This window comes from Streptomyces sp. SCPE 10 (assembly GCF_051980735.1).
Classification (GTDB): domain Bacteria; phylum Actinomycetota; class Actinomycetes; order Streptomycetales; family Streptomycetaceae; genus Streptomyces; species Streptomyces misionensis.
On sequence record NZ_CP197069.1, the window covers coordinates 2,557,609 to 2,582,906 of the forward strand.

A 25,298-nucleotide genomic window follows, 5' to 3' on the forward strand; every position below is an offset into this window, starting at 1 on the left:
CTCAGTCGTCGAAGCCCGTCGCCCGGGTCCGCTTCTCCCACTCGGTCACGTCCGCGCGGACCTGGTCGAGATGGGCCAGCACCGCGCTCACCGCGTCGTCCCCGAGCGGCAGCCGCAGCGGTGTGCGGTCGGCCTCCAGGGCGGCGAGGACGAGGGCCGCGGCCTTGGCGGGGTCGCCGGGCTGGGCACCGTCGCCCTCCGCCACGTTGCCGCGGGTCTCGCCGACCCTGGCGTACAGCCCGCTGTCGGCGCTGACCGCGGTGCGGCGGGCGTCGAAGAGGGAGGTGCGGAAGGCGCCCGGCTCCACGATCAGCACCTTGACGCCGTACTCGGCGACCTCGTCCGCGAGCGCCTCGGACATGCCCTCCAGCGCGAACTTGGTCGCGCTGTACGCCCCGAAGCCCGCGAAGGACAGCCGGCCGCCCATGCTGCTCATCTGCACGATCACTCCCGAGCGCCGCTCCCGCATGGCGGGCAGCACCGCCCGCACCAGTGCCGCGGGCCCGAAGAAGTGCAGGTCGAACAGGTCCCGCAGCTCCTGGTCGCCGGTCTCCTCGACGGCCCCGACATGGGCGCGGCCCGCGTTGTTGACCAGCACGTCGATCCGGCCGTGCCGGGCCAGTACGTCGGCCACGGCCGCCTGTCCCGCGGCGATGTCGGTCACGTCCAGGCGCAGCGCCTCCACCTGGTCGGGGTGCGCGGCGACCAGGTCGTCCAGGGCCTCGGTGCGGCGGGCCGCGCCGACCACCACGTCACCGGCGGCTACGGCCGCTTCGGTGATGGTCCGCCCGAACCCGCTGCTCGCCCCGGTCACCAGCCATACCTTGTTCATGTCAGCTCCCCTGGCCCCGCGGGCGGCCCCGCGGCCGCCCCTCGACGCGCACCAGCTTCGCGCCGTGATCCGTTGCCCGTCCAAGACCCCTGGTGATAACCCATGGCTATGACCCCCGATGTGCACGCGCGGGATCTGCGGTACTTCGTCGCCGTCGCCGAGGAACTGCACTTCACCCGCGCGGCCGAACGGCTGTACGTCTCCCAGCCCGCGCTCAGCAAGCAGATCCGGGCGCTGGAGCGGCAGTTGGGGGCCGAGCTGCTGCGCCGGGACCGGCACGGGGTGGCGCTGACGGCGGCGGGCGAGGCGCTGCTGCCGCACGCCCGGGCGGTGCTGGCCGCGTGGGCGGCGGGCGCGGACGCCGTGGAGGCGGCCAAGGCGGCCCAGCGGGCCACGCTCACCGTGGGCATGAGCACCAGCCCGGGCCGGGGCGGGCTGCTGCCGGCCATCCGCTCCCGCTTCACCGCCGCGCACCCCGATGTCACCGTCCGGCTGCGCCAGTCGAGCTGGGAGGACCCGACGGCGGGGCTCGCGGGCCAGGCCGTGGACGCCGCGTTCGTCTGGCTGCCGCTGCCGGACGAGGAGCGGTACGACTGGGTCGTCGTCGCGCGGGAGGCCCGGCTGGTGGCCCTGCCGGAGACGCACCCGCTCGCCGCCCGCGCCGAACTGGACTTCGCGGAACTGCTGGACGAGCCGTTCCTCGCCCTGCCGCCCGGCGCGGGGGTGCTGCGCGACCACTGGCTCGCCCTGGACGCCCGGGCGGGCCGGCCGGCGCGGATCGGCGCGGAGATCGCCGGGGCGGAGGAGACGTACGAGGCGCTGGTCGCGGGGCTGGGGATCTGCCTGGTCGCGGCGGGCAACGCACCGCTGATCAGCCTGGGCGGGGTCGTCACCCGCCCGGTCAGCGGCGTGGGACCCAGCCGGTACGCGCTGGCCTGGCGGCGCGAGGCCGGGGGACGTCCGCTGGTACGGGCGTACGCGGAGGCGTGCCGCGAGACGGTCGGGCGTTAGGCCGGGGCCTCGGCCTCGGCCAGGATCGCCGTCACCACGTGCGGCACCGAGTCCGGGTGCAGGAAGAGGAAGAGGTTCGGCTCCACCAGTTCCAGTTCCATCAGGCGGGGCGCGCCGTCCGGGCCGTCGGCGAGGTCCACGCGGGCGTAGAGCAGCGGCGACCGGGTGGGCACCGCCGCCAACGCCTTTTCGGCGACGGCGAGTTCGGCCTCCGTCGGCTGCCAGGGGGTGAGGTCGGGGTGGGCGACCTTGTCGGTGTCGTACGGCGTTTTGGGCGTGAGCACGGCGGCCTTGCGGCTCGCGTGCAGCAGCCGGCCGCCGAAGAACTGGAGCGCCCGCTCCCCGGTGACGTCGATGGCCGCGAGGTAGGGCTGCACCATCGCGGTGAAGCCCTCGGCGTGCATCCGGGCGAGCTGCCGCAGCGCCGTGTCGTGCTCGGCGGGAGTGTAGCGGGCGGCGAAGCGGGCGCCCGCGCCGGACGTCGGCTTGATCACGTACTCGTGGTCGGACGGCAGGCCGGCGGGCTCGCCCGGGGCGAGGTAGCGGGTGGGCACGGTCGGCACCCCGGCCGCGGCCAGGTCGCCCAGGTACCGCTTGTCGGTGTTCCACCGCACGACGTCGAGCGGGTTGGCGACCCGGGTCGCCCGCCCCACCCGCTCCAGCCAGTGCGCGAACTCCGCGGCGCGCCAGCTGTAGTCCCAGGGGGAGCGGATGACGACCAGGTCGTACCCGGCCCAGTCCACGTCCGGGTCGTCCCAGCAGGGGGCGTCCGCCCGCGCCCCGGCGTCGTTCAGGGCCCGCACCAGCACCGGCAGATCGCGGTCCTTGCTCGGCCCGGCACCGGGGTCGTAGGTGGCGAGGGCTATGCGGGGCACGGCGGACTCCCTGTCGTACGGCGGTTCGAACACCGGCGAGGCTAACAAGCGGCCCGGAACCGGGACAGGGGGTTTGACCTTCACCTTCGGTGAAGCCCCAGCATCGGTGGCGGACGACGAGAGGCGCGGGTGCGATGGAACTGCTGACGATCGGGGCGTTCGCCAGGCTGAGCCGGCTGTCGCCGAAGGCACTGCGACTGTACGACGAGCTGGAGCTGCTGCGGCCCGCCCGGGTCGACCCGGACACCGGCTACCGGTACTACGCCGCGGGGCAGTTGGGCCGGGCCCGGCTCGTGGCCTGGCTGCGGCGGCTCGGGATGCCGCTGGCCGGGATACGCGCCGTGTGCGCGCTGCCGCCGGCCGGGGTCGCGCGGGAGATCGGCGCGTACTGGGCCCGGGTCGAGGCGGAGACGGCCGTACGGCGGGACCTCGCCGCGTTCCTCGTCGCGGAGCTGACCGGCGAACCGGGAAGGGAACCCATGACCATGCTGGAACTTCGGCACTCGGCGCACACCGACCGCGGGCTGGTGCGCCCGGCCAACCAGGACACCGTGTACGCGGGCCGCAGGCTGCTCGCCGTCGCCGACGGGTTCGGCCCGGCGGGCCGGTCCGCGAGCGGCGCCGCGGTGGCGGCGCTGCGCTTCCTGGACGAGGCGGCAAAGCCGCCCGCCGACGGGCTGCTGGGCGCCCTGGAGGACGCGGTGCGCCGCGCGGGCGAGGCGGTACGGGACCTGACGGGCGGCGCGAACGACGCCGGCACCACGCTGACCGCCCTGCTGTGGACCGGGTCCCGGCTGGCCCTCGCGCACATCGGGGACTCGCGGGCGTATCTGCTGCGCGGCGGCGAGCTGTACCGGTTCACCCGGGACCACCGCGTCGAACCCCGTTCGCTGCTGCTGCTCAAGGCGCTGACCGGCGACGCCGACCCGGTGCCGGACCTGCGCCTCCACGAGCCGCTGCCGGACGACCGGTACCTGCTGTGCTCGGACGGGCTGACGGAGGCGGTGCCCGACGCGCGGATCGCGGAGCTGCTGGGCGGCGGCGCGGGCGCCGAGGGCACGGTGCGGGCGCTGGTGGACGCGGCCCTCGCGGCGGGCGCCCCCGACAACGTGACCTGCGTGGTCGCCGACGTCACCGCGCCCGTCCGGGCGCCCGCCGTGGCCGGACGACCGGCCACCCCCGGGGAGCCGGTGGTGTAGGAAGGACGCAGATGGTCCCGAGAGCGAAGGAGTCCGCCGCGTGTCCTCCCTCTTTCCCGCCCTGACGGACGGTCCGCCCACGCGGGTCGCGGTGCGGTTCGGCGAGCGGTCGTTGACGTACGGCGCACTGGCGGGGGCCGCCGGGGCCGTGGCGGCGCGGATCGGCGGGGCCGGGCGGGTGGCCGTGTGGGCCACGCCCGAGCTGGAGACCGCCGTCGCCGTGACCGGGGTGCTGCTCGCCGGGGCCGCCGCCGTCCCGCTCAACCCGAAGTCGGGCGAGCGGGAGCTGGCGCACATCGTCTCCGACAGCGCGCCCCGGATGGTGCTGGCCGCGCCGGGGGCCCGGCTGCCCGCCGCCCTGGGGGAACTGGAGCGCGTCGACGTGGACGCGGCCGCCGTCGCCCCGGTCCCGTCCGCCGGCGTGTCCGACGAGGACCCGGCGCTGATCGTCTACACCTCCGGCACCACCGGCCCGCCCAAGGGTGCCGTACTGCCCCGGCGGGCCCTCGCGGCGACGCTGGACGCGCTGGCGCAGGCCTGGCGGTGGACGGAGGCGGACGTGCTGGTGCACGGGCTGCCGCTGTTCCATGTGCACGGGCTGGTGCTCGGTGTCCTCGGGCCGCTGCGGCGCGGCGGCTCGGTGCGGCATCTGGGCCGGTTCTCCACCGAGGGCGTGGCGCGGGAACTGTCCGACGGCGCGACCATGCTGTTCGGGGTGCCGACGATGTACCACCGCATCGCCGAGGCGCTGCCGGGCGATCCGGAACTGGCGAAGGCGCTCGGTGGTGCCCGGCTGCTGGTCTCGGGCTCGGCCGCGCTGCCGGTCCACGACCACGAGCGGATCGCGGCGGCCACCGGGCGCCGGGTGATCGAGCGCTATGGCATGACCGAAACGCTGATGAACACCAGCGTGCGCGCCGACGGGGAGCCCCGCGCCGGAACGGTCGGGGTGCCGCTGCCCGGCGTGCGGCTGCGGCTGGTGGAGGAGGACGGCTCGGAGATCACCGCCCTCGACGGGGAGACCGTCGGGGAGATCCAGGTGCGCGGGCCGAACCTGTTCACCGAGTACCTGAACCGGCCCGACGCCACGGCCGCCGCGTTCACCGCCGACGGCTGGTTCCGCACCGGGGACATGGCGGTGCGCGAGCCCGACGGGTACGTGCGGATCGTGGGGCGCAAGGCGACCGACCTGATCAAGAGCGGTGGCTACAAGATCGGGGCGGGCGAGATCGAGAACGCACTGCTGGAACACCCAGGGGTGCGGGAGGCGGCGGTCACCGGGGAGCCGGACGCCGATCTCGGGGAGCGGATCGTCGCCTGGATCGTCCCGGCCGATCCGCAGGCGCCGCCGGGCGCCGAGGAGTTGGCCGGGCACGTGGCCCGGCGGCTCGCCCCGCACAAGCGGCCCCGCGTCGTGCGCTATCTGGACGCCCTCCCGCGCAACGACATGGGCAAGATCATGAAGCGGGCGCTGGCCGATGCCTGACCGGCGGCGCTCCGCGCGCGAGGTGCTCGCCCTCGTCGCGGACGACGGCAGCTTCACCGAACTCCCGGCCCCCACCCGGGAGTCCGCCCCCGACGGGCCGCTGCGCTGGCAGGGGTACGACGCCTCGCGCGCCCGCGCCGCCGAGCGCACCGGCGAGGAGGAGTCGGTCGTCTGCGGCACCGCGACCGTGGCCGGCGCCCGGGCCGTGCTGATCGCGTTCGAGTTCGGCTTCCTCGGCGGTTCCCTGGGCGAACGCACCGGGGACCGGCTGGCGGCGGCGTACACGTACGCCCGTGAGCACCACCTGCCCGTCGTGCCGTTGATCGCGACCGGGGGCAGCCGGATGCAGGAGGGCATGGTCGCGCTGACCCAGCTCCAGCGGGTGGCCCGGCAGTCGGCGCTCACCCGGGCGGCGGGCCAGGCCCAGATAGCGGTCCTGCGGGACCCGACCACCGGGGGCGGCTGGGCCACCCTGGGCGCCGGCGCGGACGTGATCCTCGCCCTGCCCGGCGCTCAGGTCGGCTTCGCCGGCTCGCGTGTCCGCCCGGCCGGCGCCGATCCCGCCGCCTACACGGCCGAGTCGCAGGTGGCGGTGGGATCGGCGGACGCGGTGGTGCGACCGGAGGACCTGAAGCAGGCGCTGGGCACGTGGCTGCGGCTGCTGTCCCGGCCGGGCGAGGCCGTACCGGCCCCCGTCCCGGCCGCGCTGGGCACCACCGGCCTGCCGGACAGCGGCTGGGCGGCCGTCCGGCGCGCCCGCTCTGCCGAACGGCCCCGGGCGCACGCCTATCTGGACGCCTACTTCACCCACCGGGCCCACCTGAGCGGCGACCGGTGCGGCGGCGCCGACCCGGAGGGGATGCTGTGCGGCTTCGGCGAGCGTGACGGCCGTACGGTCGCGTTCGCCGCGCAGACCGGGACGGCGACGCGGCCCGCCGGGTACCGGACGGCGGCCCGGCTGATCCGGCTGGCGGACCGGCTCGGGACACCCGTGCTGACACTGGTGGACACGCCCGGTGCCGCCAACGGCGCGGAGGCCGAGCGGCAGGGGGCGGGCGCGGCGATCGCCGAGGTGTTCGGGGCGGTGGCCGCCGCCCGGGTGCCGGTCACCACGCTGGTGATCGGCGAGGGCGGCTCCGGCGGGGCCCTGGCCCTGGCCGCTCCCGGCAACACCTGGGCCACGCCGGACAGTTACTTCTCGGTGATCGCCCCGGAGCCGGCGGCGGCCATCCTCAAACGCCCGCCGGAGGCCGTCGAGTCGACCGCCGACCAGCTCCGCCTGCGCCCGCAGGACCTGGTGGAGCTGGGGCTGGTCCGGGGCATCGTCGGGCCCGCCGGCGAGGACGGGGTCAGTGCACCGCCACCGCCCGGATGATCTCCTGGGTCACCGCTCCTCCCTTGTCGTCGCGCGCCGACGCCCGCAGCGAGACGGAGCCCGCGCCGCGCGGCACGTCCAGCGTGCCGCGCCACTCGGTGGCGGACCCGGCCAGGGGCACGGTGCGCCAGCTCGCGCCCTCGTCGTACGACACCTCCAGCCGGCCCGCGCCGAGCGTCCCGGTGCCCGCCGCGCCCGCCACGTACCGCGCGCCCAGGGTGACCGGCAGCCGCCGCCCGGCGGGCACGGTGCCCGCGAGATCCGTGTCGAGGCCGTAGGAGAGGTTGATCAGCGGCAGGTTGGTCCAGTGGTCGTCGGCCGTCCGCGCGGAGCGGAACGTCCATGCGGTGTGGCCCTCGGTGGCGAGCGTCCAGCGGGCCGGGTCGAGGGCGGTGTCGGTGACGACCTTGTAGGTGTGCTCGTCGGCGGGCGCGTCCGTCACGTACGCGGTCGAGTCCTTGCTGCTGTCGGCCAGGACCCCGTCCAGGTACACCGAGGTGGTCTGGCTCATGCCGCTGTCGCCCCACACGTCGCCGAAACCGGTGTGGTCGGGGCCGGAGTCGCCCCAGCCGGGGGTGTTCAACTGGATCCGGTCCCCGGCGCGTTGCTGGCCCCAGCCGAGACCGGTGCCGAGGTACGGGTGCCACACCGGCCCGAACCAGTTCAGCCGGGGCTTGCCGCCGCCGTCGTAGCGCACCAGCCCGCTGCGCTCCTCCAGGGTGCCCTCGCCCAGGGTGACGGACTCGTGCCACAGCTGGCCGGGGCCGGTGGAGACGTAGTCGGTGCGCCGGGCGGGCAGGTCGACGCTCTCCTGGAAGCCGATGCCGACGGGGAAGGCGTCGGTGATCGAGTAGCGGAACTCGCCGCCGCTCGCCGGCCGGGGGGCGTGGAAGGACACCTGGAGGGCGGCGAGGTCGCGGCCCGTGGGCGCGTAGGTGAGGTCGCGGTCCGGGATCGCGCCCCGGTGGCCGTCGGACAGGTCGTACACGTAGGGCGAGTTGCGGGTGCCGGTCATGTCGACGTGCCGCGCGGCGCGCAGCCGGGCCGCGTCCGCCTGGTTCACGGTGGCGATCACCAGGGGTCGGCCGGCGTTGTCGTCGGTGCCCCACCAGTCCATCAGCCGGCCGGGCGCGTCGTCCGTGACGAACAGGGCCTTGGCGCCCGCGTCCTGGGCGGACTGGGCGAGGGCGGCCGGATCGGCGCCGTCGGCGAGCCGCGCCAGCACCGCCTTGCCGCGCGCGGACGCGGGGACCGGGCCGTCGCCGGCGTCCGTCAGCGCCAGCTTGCTGCGGCCGTCGGTGAGCGTGCCGCCCGCCTGGACGGTCGCCTCGCCGATGCCCTTGACCTCCAGCTGGGGCTTGGCCAGCCGCCACACGGTGCGGTACTCGAAGCTGCCCCGGGTGACCTTCGGGGTGGGGGCGGCGAAGACGCTGTCGTAGGTGAGGGGCACCTGGACCGCGCCGGACAGGTCGGCGCCGTCGGCGGCGCGGTCGTACTCCATGAGGATCTGGTGGGTCTCGGTGCGCCGGGGCACCGAGGTCTTCACCTCTCGCAGCGTGCCGCCGTCCAGGGTGACGTCGGTGTCGTGGGTGAGGTCGACCTCGGGGGCGGCGAGGAAGCCGAGGCCGAGCGAGTCGGGGCCGTGGCTGCCGCGCACGTCGAGGAACGAGGTCAGGGCGTACGTGCCGGGCTTCAGCCGCAGCCGCAGGGTGCCGGAGTCGCCGACGTGGTCCGACTCGGGGTCCACGCCCTCGGCCAGCCGCTGCACGGTGAGGTCGGCCGCGGTGGGCGCGCCGGAGCGGTCCTTGACGTGGACGGTGAGCGTGTACCGCTCGTCTTCCTTGACCAGCCCGAACACGGTGTGGGCGCGCACGGTGCCGGTGTCGTCGGCGGCCACGATCTGCCCGCTGGTGGTGCCGACCGGTGCCTTGGCGCCGTCGCCGGTGACGGTGGTGGTGGCGGTGCCGTGGGCCGGGACGGTGAGTTCGGTGTCGGCCAGGGTGACGACGCCGGCCGGGGCGCCCTGCGCCGACAGTTCCAGTGTGACGTCGTGGTCGGCGGAGTTGGTGTAGGTGAGGGTCCGGGTGACCGGCTTGTCGGCGTCGTAGGGCCAGCCGTAGAAGCCGAGGTCGGCGCTGCCGGTGGCGGTCAGCGTGGCCCGGACGGCATCCGGGACGCTCACCCGGCCGGCGCCCGCCGTGTAGGCGGAGACGTCCAGTCGCGTGGACGTGGACATCAGCGCGTCCTTCAGCTGTGCGCCGGTCCAGTCGGGGTGCTCCTGGGCGAGCAGGGCGGCCACCCCGGCGACGTGCGGGGTCGCCATGGACGTACCGCTCATGCTCGTGTAGTAGCCGCTGCCGTCGGTGAGCCCGGAGCGGGCGGCGAGGATGTCGACGCCGGGGGCGGACAGGTCGGGCTTGAGGGCGTTGTCGCCGTGGCGGGGGCCCGCGCTGGTGAAGTAGGCGGGCTGGTCGGCGGAGTCGACCGCGCCGACGGTGAGGGCGTCGTCGGCGGCGCCGGGTGAGCCGATGGAGGAGGGGGCGCCGGTGTTGCCCGCGGCGACGACGAAGAGCGCGCCGGTCTCCCGGGAGAGACTGTCGACCGCCTGGGCCATCGGGTCGGTGCCGTCGCTCGGCTCGGTGGAGCCGAGGCTCATGGAGACGATCCGGGCGTGCACGTCCCGCGCGGCCCACTCCATGCCCGCGATGATCTGGGACTCGCTGCCCGTGCCCTGGTCGCCGAGGACCTTGCCGACGGCGAGCGTCGCGTCCGGGGCCACGCCCTGCTCCTTGCCGTCGGAGGCGGCGCCGCTGCCGCCGACGGTGGAGGTGACGTGGGTGCCGTGGCCGAGGCGGTCGGCGATGTCCTCGCCGTCGACGAAGCTCTTGGTCCGGCTCACCCGGCCGGCGAGGTCGGGGTGGGTGAGGTCGGCGCCGGAGTCCAGCACGGCGACGGTGACGCCCTTGCCGGTCAGGCCCGCGTCCCAGGCGGCCCGGGTGCCGATCTGGGCGTTGCTCTCGGCCATGTCGGCCTCGACCCGCCCGTCCAGCCACACCTTGTCGACGCCGTCGCCGCGGGTGAAGGACCGCCAGAACGCGGGCCCCCGGCCCGCCTCGACGGCGGCGCCGCGCACGCTGGGCAGGTTCCGGGTGCGGGTGGTGCCGGCCGGGGCCGCGGCGGCGGTGCGGCTGTTCTTTCCGTAACTCACGATCAGCGGGAGCGACTTCGCCTTGGCGTCGGTGAGCCCCTGCCGGATCAGCGCGCTCACGTCGAACAGCCGCCGGTCCAGCCTTCCGGAGCGCAGGTACGGCAGTGCCTCGTCCGGTACGACGGTGAGGTCGCCGCCGCTGCGCTGGGTGCGTACCGCTCCGCCGGCGCCCGGGGGGCGTCGCACGGTGACGGTCTGCCTGCCGTGCCCGAGGTCGGTGACGGTCACCTGGTCGCCGGTGACGAGGGTGACGGTCCGTTGGTCTTGGTGCGCCGTCGGCGCCGGGGCCGGTCCGGCCGCCGGCGCGGGTCCGGCCGCCGCGGCGCTCGCCCCGGGTGCCGGCAGTACGGCGAGCGCGAGCCCCGCCGACAGCAGAACGGCCCGGCGTCTTACTGGTCCTGTGCTCATCCACGCCCTCTTCCACGTCGAAACTGCCGTTGTCTGCCGTGCGTCGGGTGCTGGGACGAGTGTGGTGCGGCCGGTGTGACGGCACAGGGGCGCGCAGGTGGCGGGTTGTCACCCTGGCGGGTTCCCGCCACGATCACCGGTCGGCCCGCCACGCGGCAAAGAAGTGGGACGGCCCAAGCACGGTCCGTACCATGGGGTTTGCCCACAGGTCAGCGACGAGGGGGAGCGGGATCGGCGTCATGGACGGGTTGGTGGAGTTCACGACACAGGACGGCGCCCGCGTCGTGGTGGAGGGCGTCGGCACCCGGCCCGGCACCCGGCTGGTCTCGCGCGGCGACGGGGTGCTGCGGGCGGCCGGCACCTTCGAGGACGCGCTGGACGGGGTACGGGCGGCGGCGGAGGCCGCGCTGCGGGTCTTCCGCGACGGCGCCCTGCGGCCCGACTCGGTGGAGATCGAGTTCGGTGTGAAGATGTCCGCGGAGGCCGGTGCGATCATCGCCAAGGGCTCCGCCGAAGGGCAGTTGACCGTCAAGCTCAGCTGGTCGCCCGGGGCGGCGGCACCGGCCGGGGGCGTGCCCGCCGTGCCGGGGCAGGCGGTGTCCGACCCGGAGGCCGCCGACCGCCCATGAACAGTGCCGCCTGGCATGCCCGCATCCACTGCGGCCATGAGGTGGGCGCGGGCTTCCTGGTCACCCCGCGCCGGGTGCTCACCTGCGCCCATGTCGTGCGCTGGAGCGAGCAGGACCCGGTGACGGTGGTCTTCCCGCACGCCAGGGAGCTGGGCGAGCTGTCCGCGTCGGTCGTCGCGCACGGCGGCTGGGCGGGCGGCCCCACCGACCCGGGCGATCTGGCCGTGCTCGAACTGGAGCGGGACGTGCCGCTCGTCCCGGCCCGCTTCGCGCCGCCCGACAGCGCGTACACCGAGCCGTACCCGAAGCTCGTCGCCTACGGCTTCCCGGCCGGCTACGACGAGGGCACGCTCGCCGAATACCGGGCCGTATCGGGGCAGTTGATCGCGGGCGAGTGGCTGGAGCTGGTGTCCTGGCAGGGGCACGGGCAGCCGATCGAGGCCGGGTTCAGCGGGGCCGCTGCGACCCTGCCCAACGGCCGGGTGGTCGGCATGATCACCGCGGCCTCGGACGCGCCGAACGTGCTCAAGGGCCGGATGCTGCCGCTGGACGTGCTGGCCCGGTACTGGCCGGAGCTGGGTTCGCTGGTGCCCACCCCGGGCCATGACACCGATGTGCTGCGGGAGTTGTACGCGCTGCTGCGGCGGGCCGCGGGGGCCGGCCGGGAGTGCGATCCCAACCGGATGTACGTGGACGCGGTGGGCGCCTTCGGGCCGCCGCTGCCCGAGGGCGGCTTCCACACGCTCGGCGCGGCCGCCGCGTACGTGCAGTGGGAGGTGCCCGACCCGGCGGCGGTCGACCGGTTCGCCGGGCGGCTGCGGGAGCTGGTGGACCCGGGCCCGCAGGCCCCGCCCGCGGCGCCGCACACGACGGCGGCCGACCCGGCCTGGGCACCGGTCGTGGTGGAGATCGACCACAGCGGCGCCGGACCCGACCAGGTGACCGTGGAGGTGTCGGCGTACCGCGACGGACAGCGCCGCCCGGTGGGCACCCGCCGGCTGCCGCGCACCGGGGTGCGGGCGTACGTGCAGCGCCGCATCGACGAGGCCGTCGCCCAGCTCGACCCGGACGCCGAGGAACTGGTGACGTTCGTGCTGCCGCGCGAGTGGCTCAACGAGGCGGTGGCGCACTGGGAGTGCGGCGCGGACGACAGCACTCCCCTGGGCTGCGCCTACCCCCTGGTGGTCACCGACCGCGCCCGGCACCGCAGCGGGCGGCTGCGGCGCCGGCTGCACCAGAAGTGGCAGAAGCTGGACGCCGGGCTCCCGGTCGAGGTGCACCGTGTCGAGTGCGGCAGCCAGGAACGGCCGCCGAGCCTGCGCAAACGGCTGTGGGACGGCGACGCCCATCTCGCCGGGTTCGCGGCCCCGCCCGCGGCGGCCCGGGAGCACTTCGAGGTGGGCCTCAACGTGCCGGTCCCGGTGCTGGTGTGGTCCCGCACGGGGTGCCCGGCGGCGGTCCACGGGGAACAGCCGGGCGCGGGCTGCGGGCACGAGGATCCGCGGCTGGCCTGGAGCGAGCACGGGCAGCAGCGGGCCGGGTCCGGCCGGCCGCACGCCGCCGTCCTCGCCGAGGCCCCCTCCCCCTGCCCCGGCACCGTCTTCCTCGACCAGCTGACCGCCGCCGTCGCCGGTGTACCGCCCGCCGAACTCCCCCGCCACATCCTCTCGTTGCGGATGACCGCGGACGCCGCCGACGATCCGGACGGGCACTGGGCGAGGGACCTGCAACTGCTCTGGGACGACCCGCGCTGCTTCCCCGAGCCCGCCGCCAGCCTGCACTCACCCGTCGACTGACCGCCCGCACCACCCACGGAGAAGAAGAAGCCATGCCCCTGTGGCCCGTCTACACCGGTACGAACGAGCCGCACGACGGCATCGAGAAGCTGCCCCCGCCGCCGCCCTGGCGCGCCTTCGACGGCGGCCCGCCGCTCGCCGCGCCCGACGCGACCGCCGACCTGTCCGCCGTCTCCCCCGACCGGGTGCACCGCGCCGTGACGTACCGGGCCACCGAGGAGACGGTGCAGCTGGTCAACGCGGCCCTGTACCTGCGCCGCCCGCTGCTGGTCACCGGGCCGCCCGGCACCGGCAAGTCCTCGCTGGTCTACGCCGTGGCCCGGGAGCTGCGGCTCGGCCCGGTGCTGCGCTGGAACATCACCAGCCGCAGCACCCTGCACGACGGCCTCTACCAGTACGACCCCCTCTCCCGCCTGTACGCGGCCCGGCAGCGGGCCGCCCGCCAGGACCGGCCCGAGGCCGCGGGGCCCGCGGCCGACGACACCGGCATCGAGCACCACCTGCGGCTCGGCCCGCTCGGCACCGCCCTGCTGCCGTACGCCCGTCCCCGCGCGCTGCTCATCGACGAGATCGACAAGAGCGACCTCGATCTGCCCAACGACCTGCTGAACGTGCTGGAAGAAGGCCAGTACGAGATCCCGGAGCTGGTGCGCGCCGCCGAGCTGTCCCCGGACGGCATCGCCCGGGTGCCCGCCGACGGCACGGACGAGCGGGTCCCGGTGGCGCGCGGCCGGGTCCGCTGCCGGGCCTTCCCGTTCGTCGTGCTGACCAGCAACGGCGAGCGCGAGTTCCCGCCGGCCTTCCTGCGCCGCTGTGTCACGCTGCGGCTGCGCCAGCCCGACGACCGGCATCTCGCCGACATCGTCCGCGCCCATCTGGGCGAGCCCGACGCGTACGCGCGGAGCCTGATCACCCGCTTCCTGGAGCGCACCGGCGCGGGCGACCTGGCCACCGACCAGCTCCTCAACGCGATCTATCTGGCCGGCGCCGGCGAGCTGACCGCCGAGTCCCTGGACCGGCTGGCCGAGCAGCTGATGCCGCACCTGGGGCAGAGCACACAGTCCGATGTCTTCTGACGGCCCCGGCTCCCGGGACACCCCGGACGCGCTGGCCCGCCTCGCCGCCGTACTGGCCGAGGCGGCCCACGGCGTCCCCCCGACCCCGCGCGAGCTGGCGGAACTGCTCTGGCTGGCCCGGCACATGGGGCCCGGGCCCGACCAGGACGACACCCGCGAGGGCCCCGCCCCTGCCCCCGCCCGGGAGGCACCGGACCCCGCTCCGGCCCCCGCGGCCGTGGACGCGCCCGCCCGGAAACGGCCGCCGCGCGAGCAGGCCCCGCCGGGCCCCACCCCCGAGCCGCCCGCCCGGGTCCCCGTGCGGCTCCCCGCGCACCGGCCCGCCCCGGCCGAGGGCCCGCCGGGCGCCTCGCTGCTGGCCCCGGCGCCCCCGATGCTGCGCCACCCGCTCGCCCTCCAGCGGGCGCTGCGCGCCCTGCGGCGCCGGGTCGACGCACCCGTGGGCCGGGAGCTGGACGAGCGGGCGACCGCCGACCGCATCGCCCGGCTCGGCGCCGACCCCGACCACTGGCTGCCCGTGCTGCGCCCCGCCCGGGAGCGCTGGCTGAGCCTGAACCTGGTGTACGACGCCGGTCCCACGATGCCGGTGTGGCGCCCCCTGATCCGTGAACTGCACACCGCCCTGGCGCAGTCGGGCGCCTTCCGCACGGTCGCCCTGTGCCGCGCCGACGCGGACGGCACCCTGCGCGGCGCCGAGGGGCGGATCCCGGCCGACGGCCGCACCGTCACCCTGCTGATCAGCGACTGCATGGGTCCGCAGTGGCGGCAGGGCCCGGCCGGCACCCGCTGGTTCGCCACCCTGCACCGCTGGGCGCGCCGGATGCCGCTGGCCGTCGTACAGCCGTTGCCCGAGCATCTGTGGCGGGAGTCGGCGCTGCCCGCGACCCCCGGCCTGCTGTCGGCCCCGCATCCGGTGGCGCCCACGGCCGCGCTCACCTTCGCCCCGTACGAGGAGCCCGAGTTCGGCCGTCCGGAGGGTGCCGTGCCCCTCCCGGTGCTGGAGCCGGAGCCGCGCTGGCTGGCGCACTGGGCCGGGGTGCTCACGACGCCGGGCGGCACCCGGTTCCCGGCCGCGGCGGCCTGGCTGGGCGGGCCGCTGCCGGCGAGCGCGCAGGACCGCACGGACATCGGCCGGCTGTCCGCCGAGGAACTGGTGCTGCGGTTCCGGGCGACCGCCTCCCCGGAGGCGTTCCGGCTGGCCGGGCACCTCGCCGTCGGCCGCCCCGACCTGCCGGTGATGCGGCTGGTGCAGGCCGCCGTGGAGAAGGACCCGCGACCCCAGCATCTGGCCGAGGTCGTGCTCAGCGGCCTGCTGACCGCGCTGCCGGGCGCCCCGCCCGGCTCCTACGCCTTCCGGGAGGGCGTACGCGAACTGCTGCTGCTCGGACTGCCGCACAGCGAGCGCGGCCGCACGGTCCAACTCCTTGACAAAATGGGCGAGTTCATCGACGAACTGGCCGGGGTGGCGCGCGGTGACTTCTGGGTGCGCATCCCGTCCGAGCGGGGCACGCCGACGCCCGTGGAGCGCGAGGTCGTCGCCACGCTCAGCGCGGAGAGCGTGCGGCGGCTGGCGCCGGGGGCCGGGGCGGGGCTGTTCGCGGGACGGTACCGGCTGGTCCGCAAGTCGCGTGCGGGCGACCGGGGTTGGGTCGCCGAGGACACCCGGGAGGGGGACGCCCCGGTCGTGGTGTGCCGGTACTCCCCGGACGAGCCCGTGGTGCCCTTCGCCGAGCTGTGCCGGGACCTCGGCGCGGTGGACCACCCGGGGATCGCACGCCTCCTCGATCACGGCTTCGCCGACGGAACCCCGTATCTGGTACGGGAGTTCGTGGCGGGGCCGACACTGCGCGAGCGGCGCAGCGACCCCTCCGCCGAACTGTCCCCCGACGAGACGCGCCTCCTGGAGCCGAGGCTGCGCCAGGCGGTCCTCGCGCTGCACGCGCAGGACGGGCCGCGCGGCGAGCTGGACGACCGTTCCATCGTCCTCTCCCCGAACGGACCGGTCCTGACCTGCCTGGACTCCGCGCCGCTCGCGCACGGGAGCCGCGCGGACGCCCTGGAGCGGGTCGCGGCGATCGTCTCGGGTCCGCATGCCGACGACCCGTTGGGGCGGAGGCTGCCTCCGGAGCGGGTCGGGGCCGTCCGCTCCGACCCGGACACCGGCATCCTCTTCACCACCGACGACCTCGCCGGGCGGCCCGAGGTCCGCATCACCCTCGAAGCCGCCGTGCACGAGATCCTGTCCCGTTCCCTGCCCTACGACCGGTTCCGGATGGACGTCCGCCCGGACGGCTACCGGGTGCGCACCGCGTCCAACGCCTATCTGCTGCCCGTGCTGGTCGCGGTGTTGCGGGAACTCCCGCACGCGCTGGCCGGGCTGGCGCGGCCGGCCCGGCTGCGGGTGACGTTCGGGCCCGGGCCGGTCTCCCCGCCGGCGGCTCCCACGGGCGTCGACGTCGTCGTACCGCCCGCGCTCTACGACGAGTTCGCCGCCAGCTCCGCCGCCCGGGACGCCCGCCCCTTCGAACCGCTCTACCGCGACGACGATCCGCAGGCGCCCCCGGCGGCCTGGTACTGCCGCCTCGGCCCCGAGCCCCGGGAGGAGGGCGAACGCGAGCTGGTGCGCGGCCCGTTCATCACCCGGGACCTGCGCGAGCTGGGCGTCCCCACACCGGGCCGTACCGCCGTCGTGCACACCCGCGCCGACGGACCCCTCACCCTGTTGGACCCGATCCAGCCGTACGGCGGCCTGCCGCCGCGCGCGCAGACGTACTACTCGGTCGACCTCACCGTGCAGCAGGCCCGGCACACCCTGTCGCTGCCCAGCGCAGGCAAGGCCGCGTTCACCGCCGTCGCCGAGCTGACCTGGCAGGTGACCGATCCGGTGGCCTTCGTCCGGGCCGGTGTCGCCGGTGTCTCCGCGCTGCTGCTGGAGCATCTGCGCGCGACGGCGGCGGCGGTCACCCGCCGGCATCCGGCGCGCCGGGCGGCCTCCGCGCAGCGGGCGGTCAACGAGGCGGTGCGGGACTGGCCGGTGCCGGGGCTCGCCGTGTCGTGCCGTGTGCGGCTGGGCCCGGAGGGCGCACCGGGGCCCGCGCCCGCCGCCGCCCCGCCCCCGGCGGCCCTCCTCACCCGGGCCGAGTGTGTGCTGGTGGCGTTCGACGGGCCGCTCGCCCGGCTGTTCACGGTGCAGGGCGCGCGGGCGGCCGTACTGGACCTGCTGAACGTCGTGGCCGATCACCGCGCCCCCGGGGACGCGCTCGCGGGGCGGCCGCTGCCGACGGTCACGGGGGCGTTCCCGCATCCGCTGGACCTGCTGCGCGCGTTCGCCCGGGAACCGGTCGGGCCGCTGCTGCGGGACCGGCTGGACGAGCTGGAACTGGCCGCCGTGCCCGACGCGCCGATGACGCACCTCTCGCTCGCACTGGTGCGCGCGCTGCACCGGTCCGGGCGGCGGGTGAGCGTGGTGTCGGACGTGAGTTCGCGGGCGGTGCACCGGGGCCTTGCGCCCCACAAGCTGCCGCTGGCGGGTGTGCACGCGCGCCGCAAGGACCTCGGGCTGCTGACCCCGGACCCGGACTCGCTGCGCCGGGCCCTGGAGCACCTCGACGTCCCCGCTGGAGCGGCGGTCCTGCTCGGTTCCTCGGTCGCCGAGCTGACCGCGGCCCAGCGGCTCGGGCTGCCCTTCGTCGGGTTCGCCCCCACGGCCCCCGGGCAGCGGCGGCTGCGGGAGGGCGGCGGTGCGGCCGTGGTCTCCTCGCTCGAACCGCTGCTGGAGGCGATCCGCGGCGGCTGACCCGGCGACACTCCGGTGGGCCGGGCGATGCCCCCCGTTCGGCGGCGCCCCGCCCGGCCCCCCTCAGAAGGCGCCCGCGCCCGGCCCCCGCACAGGATGCAGGGAGAAGGAAAGCCCCGCCGGGAGGAACCGCCGTGACCGTCAGCCTGGAGCAGTTGCGCCGCTGCCACTTCGCCGTCGACCTGGGCGCGGCCCGTACCCGGGTGTATGTGAAGGGTGCCGGACTCGTCGTGGACCAGCCCTCGGTCGCGGCCGTGAACATCCGTTCCGGCTCGCTGATCGCGGTGGGCGACTTCGCGGAGCAGATGACCGGGCGGACACCGCACTACATCAGGGTCGTCCGGCCCATCTCCGGCGGCACGGTGGTCGACATCGAGATGGCCCAGCGCATGCTGCGGCATCTGATCGGCGACAAGATGCGCCGCGCGCTGCGCCGCAAGGCCCGGCTGCGCGCCGCCGCCTGCACCCCGCACGACGCGGATCCGCTGGCCCAGCGGGCGACGGTGGAGACGCTGGTCGGGCTCGGCGCGCGCCGGGTGGAGCTGGTGGACACGCTGATCGCGGCGGCCGTGGGCTGCGGGCTGCCGGTTGAGCGGCCCGAGGCCACCATGATCATGGTGTGCGGGGCGGCGGCCACCCAGGTCGCGGTGCTGTCGCTGGGCTCGATCGTCACCGCCGAGCGGATCCCGGTGGGCGGGGAGGCGGTGGACCAGGCGATCGTGCAACACCTGCGGCACGCGCACCAGTTGGTGCTGCCCAGCCAGTCGGTACGGCCGCTCCAGCTGGCCTTGTCCGAGAACGGTCTCACCCCGCAGGGCCCGGCCCAGACCGAGATCAACGGCCGGGACGTGGCCACGGGGCTGGCCCGGAGCGTGCGGGTCGACACCGCGGCCGTGCGCAACGCGATCCAGACCCCGCTGACGGCCGTCCTGGACGGCATCGGCAAGGTGCTGCGCGAGTGCCCGCCGGACCTGGTGGCCGATCTCGCCGACCGCGGGATCATCATGGTCGGCGGTTCGGCGCTGCTGCCCGGCTTCGACCAGATGGTGCGCGAGGCCACCCGGATGCCGGTGTTCATCGCCGAGCGCCCGGACCTGTGTGCCGCCCGGGGGCTGGGCGAGATGCTGGAGGGCCGGATCGAGCCGCTGGTCCTGGACCCGCTGGCCGCCTGAACGACCGTCCCCGGCCCGTCAGTCGGTGGGGCCGGCCGTCAGTAGGCGTGGTCGGCCGTGATGTCGGCGGACAGGTCGAGGTGCCGGCGGGCGGTTTCGGGACGCAGGCCCATCAGGAGGTGGGTCAGGGCGTCCACCGCGACGAGATGGGCGATCCGGCTGGCGGAGGTCTCCAGCCCGAAGACGAGGTCCTGCCCCCCGGCCACCAGGACATGGCCGCTGGTCTCGCTCAGCGGTGAGCGGGCGTAGCTGGTGACGGTGACGACGGTGGCGCCGGCCTGCCGGGCGCGGCGGGCGGCGTCGACCGTGGTGCGGGTGGCCCCGGTGTGGCTGATGGCGAGCAGCACCCCGTCCGGCGGCAGCTGCGCGGCGGCGAGCTGGGCGGTCAGCGGATCGGGCGGCGCGTCGACGGTGCAGCCGAGGGCGCGCAGCCGGTAGGCGGCGTCCAGGGCGACCGCACCGGACAGCCCGGCGGCCACGACGACCACCCGGGACGCGCCGTGCAGGGCCTCGGCCGCGGCGGCGAGGGCGGCGGTGTCCAGGGTGGCGGCGACGCCGTCCAGGGCGTCGCGGGAGGCGTGCAGGGTGGCGGCGAGGGCGTGCGCGGCGGGCTCGTCGACCGGCGGCGGTGGCGGCGGCGCGGTGTGCCGGGCGGCCTCGATCTTCAGCTCCTGGAAGCCCCGGAAGCCGAGCCGCTGGCAGGTGCGCACGACCGTGGAGGACGCGGTGCCGGCCAGCGCGGCGACGTCGCTGACGCTGAGGTGGACCAGGGCCGCGCCCTGGTCGAGGACCACCCGCGCCACCCGGGCCTCGGTCTCGCGCAGCTCCGGGAGCCGGGCCCGCACCCGTGCCGGGAGGGAGCCCGTTCCCGTGGTCCCCCCGGTGGCGGAATTCTGTTCCATGGACTTAGCCTAGCGTGGAATTGAATTCCACACCTCCCCGCCAGGAGTCGCCTCGCCATGCCGGCCACCATGTCCGCCGGAGTGCTCGCCACCGTCCTCACGGCCGCGGTGCTGCACGCCGTCTGGAACTCGATAGCCCACCGGATACCGGACAAGCTGATCGGCTTCACCCTGATCAGCCTCGCGTGCACCGGCTGCGCGGCCGTCCTGGTCTGCTGCACCCCGCTGCCCCCGGCAGGAGCCTGGCCGTTCCTGGCCGCCTCGGCCGCGCTCCAGGTCGCCTCGCAGCTGTTCCTGTTGCGCGCCTACGAACTGGGCAACTTCGGGCAGATGTACCCACTGGCGCGCGGGGTCGCCCCGCTCCTCGTGGCCATCGCCTCGGTCACCCTCCTCGGCGGGACGCTGAGCCCCGTCCAGGCGACGGGCGTGCTGCTGGTCTCCGGGGGCCTGGCCGCCCTCGCGCTGGCCTCGGGCCGGATCGGCCGCGCCCAGCTGCCGGCCCTGGGCGCGGCACTCGGCTCGGGCGCGATCATCGCCTCGTACACCCTGGTCGACAGCGTGGGCGTACGGCACTCCTTTGACGTGCTCGCCTACACCGCCTGGCTGTTCCTGCTCCAGGGGCCGATCATGCCGCTGATCGCGCTGGCCCGGCGGCGCGGGCGGCTGCTCGCCCAGCTCCGCCCGGTCGCCGGCACCGGGTTGGCCGGCGGGGTGCTGTCCATGACGGCGTACGGCCTGGTCGTCCGGGCCCAGGCCCACGGCCAGGTCGCCGCGGTCGCCGCCCTGCGCGAGACCGGCATCCTCGTCGCCGCGGTCATCGCCACCCTCGTGTTCCGCGAACCCTTCGGCCGGCTGCGGCTGGTGGCGGGAGCGGTGGTGCTGACCGGGATCGGCCTGATGCGCTGACGCGTCAACCGCCGAGGTGGCAGCGGATGGTCGTGCCGTCGGGACCGGTGTGCACGCGCACCAGGTCCGACACCAGGTTGACCAGCAGCAGCCCACGGCCGCCGCGCCGGTCGCGGCCGACGGGGCGGCGGCCGGCCAACGGATCGGTGAGCCGGCCCCGGTCGCGGACCTCGCACAGCACCCGGCCGTCCTCGGCCCACACGGTCAGCGTGCCCGAACCCCCCCGTGCAGCACGCTGTTGGTGGTCAGCTCGGCGGTGACCAGCGCCAGGTTCTCCAGCGCCTCGCCGGTCAGTCCCAGCCCGCTGGCGTGGTCCGTGGCCAGGTGCCGCGCGTCGGGCAGCCGGTCCTCGTCGAAGGCGACGCGGAGCGCCCCGGGGCCGGGGGCCGGGGCGGCCGGCAGGGGCACGTTGCAGCGGGCGACGACGCCCTGCGGGTCGTAGGCCGCGCCGGCCCGCTCCTCGCCGTCCTCGATGACGACCGGATGGGTGGCCCCGGGCGTCGGCCAGGGCCCGCGCGTCCAGCCCGGCGGTGTCGTACGGGCACAGGATGGTGACCTCGCGCCCCCGGAACGCGGCGTTGATCAGCGCCTCGTCCTGGACGCAGGCGGGGTACTCGGCGGGGCCGCGCCCCGCCCAGACGGGCTCGCCGATGATCCGGACGCGCCGGCCGGGCGGCCGCGCGTCCGCGAAGGCGCGCAGCACCCCGGGGATGATCCGGCCGGGGTTGCGGCCCACCTCCCGCATGTCCAGGAAGCGCACCCCCGCGCCGTCCGCGCCCAGCGCGTCCCGGATCAGCCGCAGCCGCTCCCCCGGCACGGCGACGGCGACCGGCTCGCCCGCGGCCGGCCCGGCGCGCACGAAGGGGACCGTACCGGCCAGGTAGGCGTGCGGGTCGCCGTAGAACAGCGCGGGATGGGCGAACGGCTCGGCCGCTCCGTGCACGGGAGCACCTTGCTTCCCGGGGGCATGGACCACGGCCGCGCCTGCCCTCCCCGGCCGCGACCATGCGAGCCGGCGCGGCCCAGGGGGACGGAGGGCACGGATCGCGCCCGGCGCTCCGGGGCACGTGGCACGGGCCACGGGTGTAGCCGTCGGCACGCAGGGCAGGCGACGGTTGTGGCGCCCAAAGGGCCGATCGGGAGGGGAGACATGACCTCAGCGGGACTCGGAGCCCACGGCCTGCTGCTGAACGCCCTGACGATCGACGGCCGTACCGACGGCCGCCGGGCGCTTCTCACGGCGCACGGCGAACTGGTCCACGGGGCCACGAACACCCTCGCCGAGGCCCTCGCCGGGCTGCCCTCGGGCATCACCGAGGTGGAGCTGGACCTGGCCGGGGTGACCTTCATGGACACCACCGGGCTCGCCCTGCTGGACCTGCTGACCGAGTACGGCGACCGGCAGGGCGTACGGGTCACCACGGGCCGCTGGCGGGGCCAGCCGCGCCGGGTCCTGGAGCTGATCGGTCTGGACACCACCGACCCGCTGCGCACGGGCCCGCCCGCGGACTCCCGCGAGCGCACGGCCTCCGCGGTGGCCCGCGAACGCGCCGAGCAACTGGCCGTGCTGCGCATGGAGATAGCGCAGCTGCGCCACGCCCTGGACTCCCGTCCCGTGATCGACCAGGCCCGCGGCGTCCTGATGGCCGCCCACGGCTGCACCCCCGACCAGGCCTGGGAGATCCTGCGCGAGACCTCGCAGCGCACCAACACCAAGCTGCGCCACATCGCCGACGCGATCACCGCCAGCGCGGCTCCCGACGGCCCGCCCCCGCCGGAACCCCTGCGGGCGGCCCTGCGCGCGGCGGCGGCCCGCCATGTCTCCCGGGCGCCCGTGTGACGCCGGTCAGTACGGCAGCACGCGCCCCGACGGCGTCCTGCGGTCGATCTCCTGCTCGCGCGGCGCGGTGGGCCGCCGGCTGACGCGTACCCGGATCCGACGGTCCATGACGTCTCCTCCTGCCGACACCGGTAGGAGGTCCGTGCCCACACCGGGTGTGCTTCAAGCCTCGGTGACCGGCATCCGCCAAGTACGCGGCTCCTTCCGGCACTTTCCGCGGCCGCGGCACCGCGCGCAACCGGCCGGGGGCGCGCCGCCTACGACGGCCGGCCGCGTGCCCCCCGGCCGCGGCCCGCTCAGGCCCGGCCGGTCCTGGCCGCCCGGCGCCGCCGCCTGATCGGTTCCCCCACCCGGTGCAGATGGGCGAGCGCCTCGCGGTAGGACCGGAGCAGTCCGGTCTCGTGGTACGGCACACCGATCTCGGCGCAGTACGCGCGCACCACCAGCCGTGCGCGTCGCAGATGGGGGGTGGGCATGCTCGGGAACAGATGATGCTCTATCTGGTAGTTGAGCCCGCCGAGCAGCACGTCGGTGAGCCGTCCGCCGCGCACGTTGCGGGAGGTGAGCACCTGGCGTCGCAGGAAGTCGGGCCGTTCGTCGCCGCTGAAGGTCGGCATGCCCTTGTGGTTCGGCGCGAAGGTGCAGCCGAGGTAGACACCGAACAGGCACTGGTGCACGGCGAGGAACGCCACCGCCTTGCCCGGGGGGAGCACCACGAAGAGCGCGGACAGGTAGACCGCCATGTGCAGGAAGAGCAGGAGGCTCTCCGGCAACCGGCTCTTCATCCACGGCGAACGCAGCGCCCGCACGCTCGCGACGTGCAGGTTGAATCCCTCCAGGGTCAGCAGCGGGAAGAAGAGGTACGCCTGATGGCCGCCGATGAGGCGGGCCGGACCACTGCTGGCACGGGCCTGGTCGGTGGACCACACCAGGATGTCGGGGGCGACGTCGGGGTCGAGGTCCTCGTGGTTGGGGTTGGCGTGGTGGCGGGTGTGCTTGTTCATCCACCAGCCGTAGCTCATGCCGATGCCGAGGTTGCCGAAGAGCCGGCCCCAGATCTCGCTCGGCCGGCGCCGCCGGAAGACCTGCCGGTGGGCCAGGTCGTGGGCCACGAGGGCCACTTGGCCGAAGGCCAGCGCCAGGAAGGCGGCGACCGCGAGTTGCCACCAGGTGTCGCCGAGCGCGAGGAAGGCCCCCCAGCCCGCCGCCAGCAGCCCGACCACCACACCGAGGCGCAGCGCGTAGTAGCCGGGGCGCCGCTCCAGCAGCCCCGCATCGGTGATGCGCCGGGTGAGGCGGGCGTAGTCGCTGCCGGCGGCGGAGGTACCCGCGGCCACGGGTGCCTGTGTGGAAATCGTCATGCCGTCGAGTCTTGCGACGGCCGTCCGCTCGGGACAGCCTGCCAACCACCGGACGGCAGGGGGGCTTCCCCCCGGCCGGGCCGGGGTGCCGACCACACCCGGCCCGTACGGTCCGGCGGCTCGTGGCCGAACGCCTGAACGGGCGGCGCTGTTGAAAGAGCCGGTCTCGCCACGTCCGTCCGGCTGAAGCGGCGCGAGTCGATCATGGCTTGATATGTCGCCCGCCACGCGTCCACCCCGCGCCCGCCACGCGTCCAGCGGGTCTTGGCCTGATCGAATGAACGAGGGCCGCCACTCTGGAGTGGCGGCCCTCGTTCTCGCGTTTCTGCAGGTAGAAACGGTCCTGTAGCCACCTGCGACGGGTGGGGCGGGTGGGACTCGAACCCACGGCCGACGGATTATGAGTCCTTTGAGGATCTTCCGCGATCTTCCTAATACTGCCCTCGGCTTCCTGTATCCGCAGGTCAGAGCCGTGCTGCCATACGCCTGAGGCCAGTGCCCTTCCTGATCTTTCCGGGTCCTTCCGGTCCCTTGCTGGCCCCTGGGCGCCTTTCGGGTCCCTGGAAGGTCCCTTCGCCGGCCCCTCGACGCGCGATGAGATAGCCGCGGCGCCACCTCATTCGCTAAGGCCCTGGTCGCCACCGCGAGATGCGCTCCGGTTGAACTTGGACGCAGCGGAGTGCCTTACCGACGAGAAGGGCTCCGCCCTCTTCGCCCGAGGGTGGAGCCGCGCGACGTTTCCGCAGGTCAGCCGCCTATTCACAGGGTAGCAAAGTAGCCCTCCAGATGACGTGGGCATGCAACCTGCTCGCTTGCTGACCTGGGCAATTCAGGCGCTGGTACATGGTCTGCGCCGACGCGAGCAACGCGCGGGCGTGCGACGACATCATCACGGGCAAGCGGCGCCCGAGCGGTAAGCCCCTTGCCTACGTAGCGGCCTCAACCGCCTCCTGCGAGGAACGCTTCATCCTCAGCCCAGAGGCCAGGCGACTCGCGGGAGCCTTCTGGCCCGGCGATCTCGCGCTGCTACTGCCGTGGAAGAACGCGGAAGACGCCGCCCAGCATGCGGCCGTCGGATCACCTGCCCTGGTCACGGTCGCCCCCGGCATCCTCGGGGACCTCGCGTCGGCGGTGAAAGTCCCGCTCGCGGCCACCACAGCGAACATTTCCGGAGACGCCGGCCCGGACGACCCGGGCCCGGCCATCACCATCAACCAGGTCCACGCCTTCCTGGCCGCCTCCGGCCTGGAGCCCGACGTCATCGTCAACGGCGGAGTGTGCCCGGCGGCGAACCACATGACCATCGTTGACTGCTTCACCCCCGAGGCCAGGCTGGTGCGCACAGGACTCGTCCACCAGCGGGCCATCTCGGCGGCGCTCGGCACCGAGATCCGGACCGCCTGACGACCTCGCCTCCTCGTGCTGA

Annotated in this window: 18 protein-coding genes; 12 read left to right on the forward strand and 6 right to left on the reverse strand. The window is 75.4% G+C overall.

Features of this window, described 5'->3' with window-relative positions; translation table 11 throughout:
• Window position 1 precedes the first annotated feature (1 nt).
• Window positions 2-832: an SDR family NAD(P)-dependent oxidoreductase gene (locus ACSP97_RS12060; protein WP_391870003.1), complete on the reverse strand. Its 831-nt coding sequence runs from the start codon at window positions 830-832 to the stop codon at window positions 2-4.
• Window positions 833-934: 102 nt separating this feature from the next.
• Here ACSP97_RS12060 and ACSP97_RS12065 point away from each other — a divergent pair, with 102 nt between their 5' ends.
• Window positions 935-1,843: a LysR family transcriptional regulator gene (locus tag ACSP97_RS12065; RefSeq protein WP_440557456.1), complete on the forward strand. Its 909-nt coding sequence runs from the start codon at window positions 935-937 to the stop codon at window positions 1,841-1,843.
• Here ACSP97_RS12065 and ACSP97_RS12070 read toward each other — a convergent pair.
• Entirely contained in the window at window positions 1,840-2,718 is an 879-nt protein-coding gene (locus ACSP97_RS12070; protein ID WP_440557457.1) for an ATP-grasp domain-containing protein, read from the reverse strand. The two genes, ACSP97_RS12065 and ACSP97_RS12070, sit on opposite strands and share 4 nt — an antisense overlap.
• A 134-nt stretch (window positions 2,719-2,852) precedes the next feature.
• On the opposite strand from ACSP97_RS12070, the gene ACSP97_RS12075 reads away from it, so the two are divergent.
• Genes ACSP97_RS12075 through ACSP97_RS12085 form a run of 3 tightly spaced genes read left to right on the forward strand, consistent with a single transcriptional unit; the run spans window position 2,853 to window position 6,778 of the window.
• Window positions 2,853-3,917 (forward strand): MerR family transcriptional regulator, encoded by a 1,065-nt coding sequence (locus ACSP97_RS12075; RefSeq protein WP_440557459.1) that lies wholly within the window; start codon window positions 2,853-2,855, stop codon window positions 3,915-3,917.
• A 40-nt stretch (window positions 3,918-3,957) separates the two neighbouring features.
• Window positions 3,958-5,403, forward strand: a complete 1,446-nt coding sequence (locus ACSP97_RS12080) for an acyl-CoA synthetase (protein ID WP_355144440.1) — start codon at window positions 3,958-3,960, stop codon at window positions 5,401-5,403.
• On the forward strand, window positions 5,396-6,778 hold the full coding sequence (locus tag ACSP97_RS12085; RefSeq protein WP_355144442.1) for a carboxyl transferase domain-containing protein: 1,383 nt from the start codon (window positions 5,396-5,398) through the stop codon (window positions 6,776-6,778). Before ACSP97_RS12080 ends, ACSP97_RS12085 begins: the two co-directional genes overlap by 8 nt.
• On the opposite strand, the gene ACSP97_RS12090 is transcribed toward ACSP97_RS12085, so the two are convergent.
• Window positions 6,753-10,394, reverse strand: a complete 3,642-nt coding sequence (locus ACSP97_RS12090) for a S8 family serine peptidase (protein WP_440557462.1) — start codon at window positions 10,392-10,394, stop codon at window positions 6,753-6,755. The two genes, ACSP97_RS12085 and ACSP97_RS12090, sit on opposite strands and share 26 nt — an antisense overlap.
• Window positions 10,395-10,633: 239 nt before the next feature.
• Between ACSP97_RS12090 and ACSP97_RS12095 the strand changes: the two genes are divergently transcribed.
• From ACSP97_RS12095 to ACSP97_RS12115, 5 genes are all read left to right on the forward strand, one after another.
• Window positions 10,634-11,023, forward strand: a complete 390-nt coding sequence (locus tag ACSP97_RS12095) for a CU044_2847 family protein (RefSeq protein WP_355144446.1) — start codon at window positions 10,634-10,636, stop codon at window positions 11,021-11,023.
• Window positions 11,020-12,819 carry a VMAP-C domain-containing protein gene (locus ACSP97_RS12100; RefSeq protein ID WP_440557464.1) on the forward strand — a complete coding sequence of 600 codons (1,800 nt, stop codon included), beginning with the start codon at window positions 11,020-11,022 and terminating at the stop codon, window positions 12,817-12,819. Before ACSP97_RS12095 ends, ACSP97_RS12100 begins: the two co-directional genes overlap by 4 nt.
• Window positions 12,820-12,851: 32 nt before the next feature.
• On the forward strand, window positions 12,852-13,895 hold the full coding sequence (locus tag ACSP97_RS12105) for an AAA family ATPase (protein WP_440557465.1): 1,044 nt from the start codon (window positions 12,852-12,854) through the stop codon (window positions 13,893-13,895).
• A complete protein-coding gene (locus tag ACSP97_RS12110) occupies window positions 13,885-17,691 on the forward strand; it encodes an SAV_2336 N-terminal domain-related protein (RefSeq protein WP_440557467.1) in 3,807 nt (1,268 codons plus the stop codon). Before ACSP97_RS12105 ends, ACSP97_RS12110 begins: the two co-directional genes overlap by 11 nt.
• A gap of 134 nt (window positions 17,692-17,825) precedes the next feature.
• Window positions 17,826-18,863: a rod shape-determining protein gene (locus tag ACSP97_RS12115; protein WP_355529395.1), complete on the forward strand. Its 1,038-nt coding sequence runs from the start codon at window positions 17,826-17,828 to the stop codon at window positions 18,861-18,863.
• A 38-nt stretch (window positions 18,864-18,901) separates the two neighbouring features.
• On the opposite strand, the gene ACSP97_RS12120 is transcribed toward ACSP97_RS12115, so the two are convergent.
• Window positions 18,902-19,765 (reverse strand): MurR/RpiR family transcriptional regulator, encoded by an 864-nt coding sequence (locus tag ACSP97_RS12120; RefSeq protein ID WP_358675436.1) that lies wholly within the window; start codon window positions 19,763-19,765, stop codon window positions 18,902-18,904.
• Between the two features lie 69 nt (window positions 19,766-19,834).
• Between ACSP97_RS12120 and ACSP97_RS12125 the strand changes: the two genes are divergently transcribed.
• On the forward strand, window positions 19,835-20,671 hold the full coding sequence (locus ACSP97_RS12125; RefSeq protein WP_440558411.1) for an EamA family transporter: 837 nt from the start codon (window positions 19,835-19,837) through the stop codon (window positions 20,669-20,671).
• A 4-nt stretch (window positions 20,672-20,675) separates the two neighbouring features.
• Here ACSP97_RS12125 and ACSP97_RS12130 read toward each other — a convergent pair whose 3' ends face one another.
• Window positions 20,676-21,770 (reverse strand): anti-sigma factor RsbA family regulatory protein, encoded by a 1,095-nt coding sequence (locus tag ACSP97_RS12130; protein WP_440557469.1) that lies wholly within the window; start codon window positions 21,768-21,770, stop codon window positions 20,676-20,678.
• A gap of 51 nt (window positions 21,771-21,821) precedes the next feature.
• Here ACSP97_RS12130 and ACSP97_RS12135 point away from each other — a divergent pair, with 51 nt between their 5' ends.
• A complete protein-coding gene (locus ACSP97_RS12135) occupies window positions 21,822-22,511 on the forward strand; it encodes an ANTAR domain-containing protein (RefSeq protein WP_355144460.1) in 690 nt (229 codons plus the stop codon).
• A gap of 296 nt (window positions 22,512-22,807) precedes the next feature.
• Here ACSP97_RS12135 and ACSP97_RS12140 read toward each other — a convergent pair whose 3' ends face one another.
• Window positions 22,808-23,872 (reverse strand): fatty acid desaturase family protein, encoded by a 1,065-nt coding sequence (locus ACSP97_RS12140; RefSeq protein ID WP_440557470.1) that lies wholly within the window; start codon window positions 23,870-23,872, stop codon window positions 22,808-22,810.
• Between the two features lie 843 nt (window positions 23,873-24,715).
• On the opposite strand from ACSP97_RS12140, the gene ACSP97_RS12145 reads away from it, so the two are divergent.
• On the forward strand, window positions 24,716-25,276 hold the full coding sequence (locus ACSP97_RS12145; protein WP_355323920.1) for an L-threonylcarbamoyladenylate synthase: 561 nt from the start codon (window positions 24,716-24,718) through the stop codon (window positions 25,274-25,276).
• Window positions 25,277-25,298: the final 22 nt, after the last annotated feature.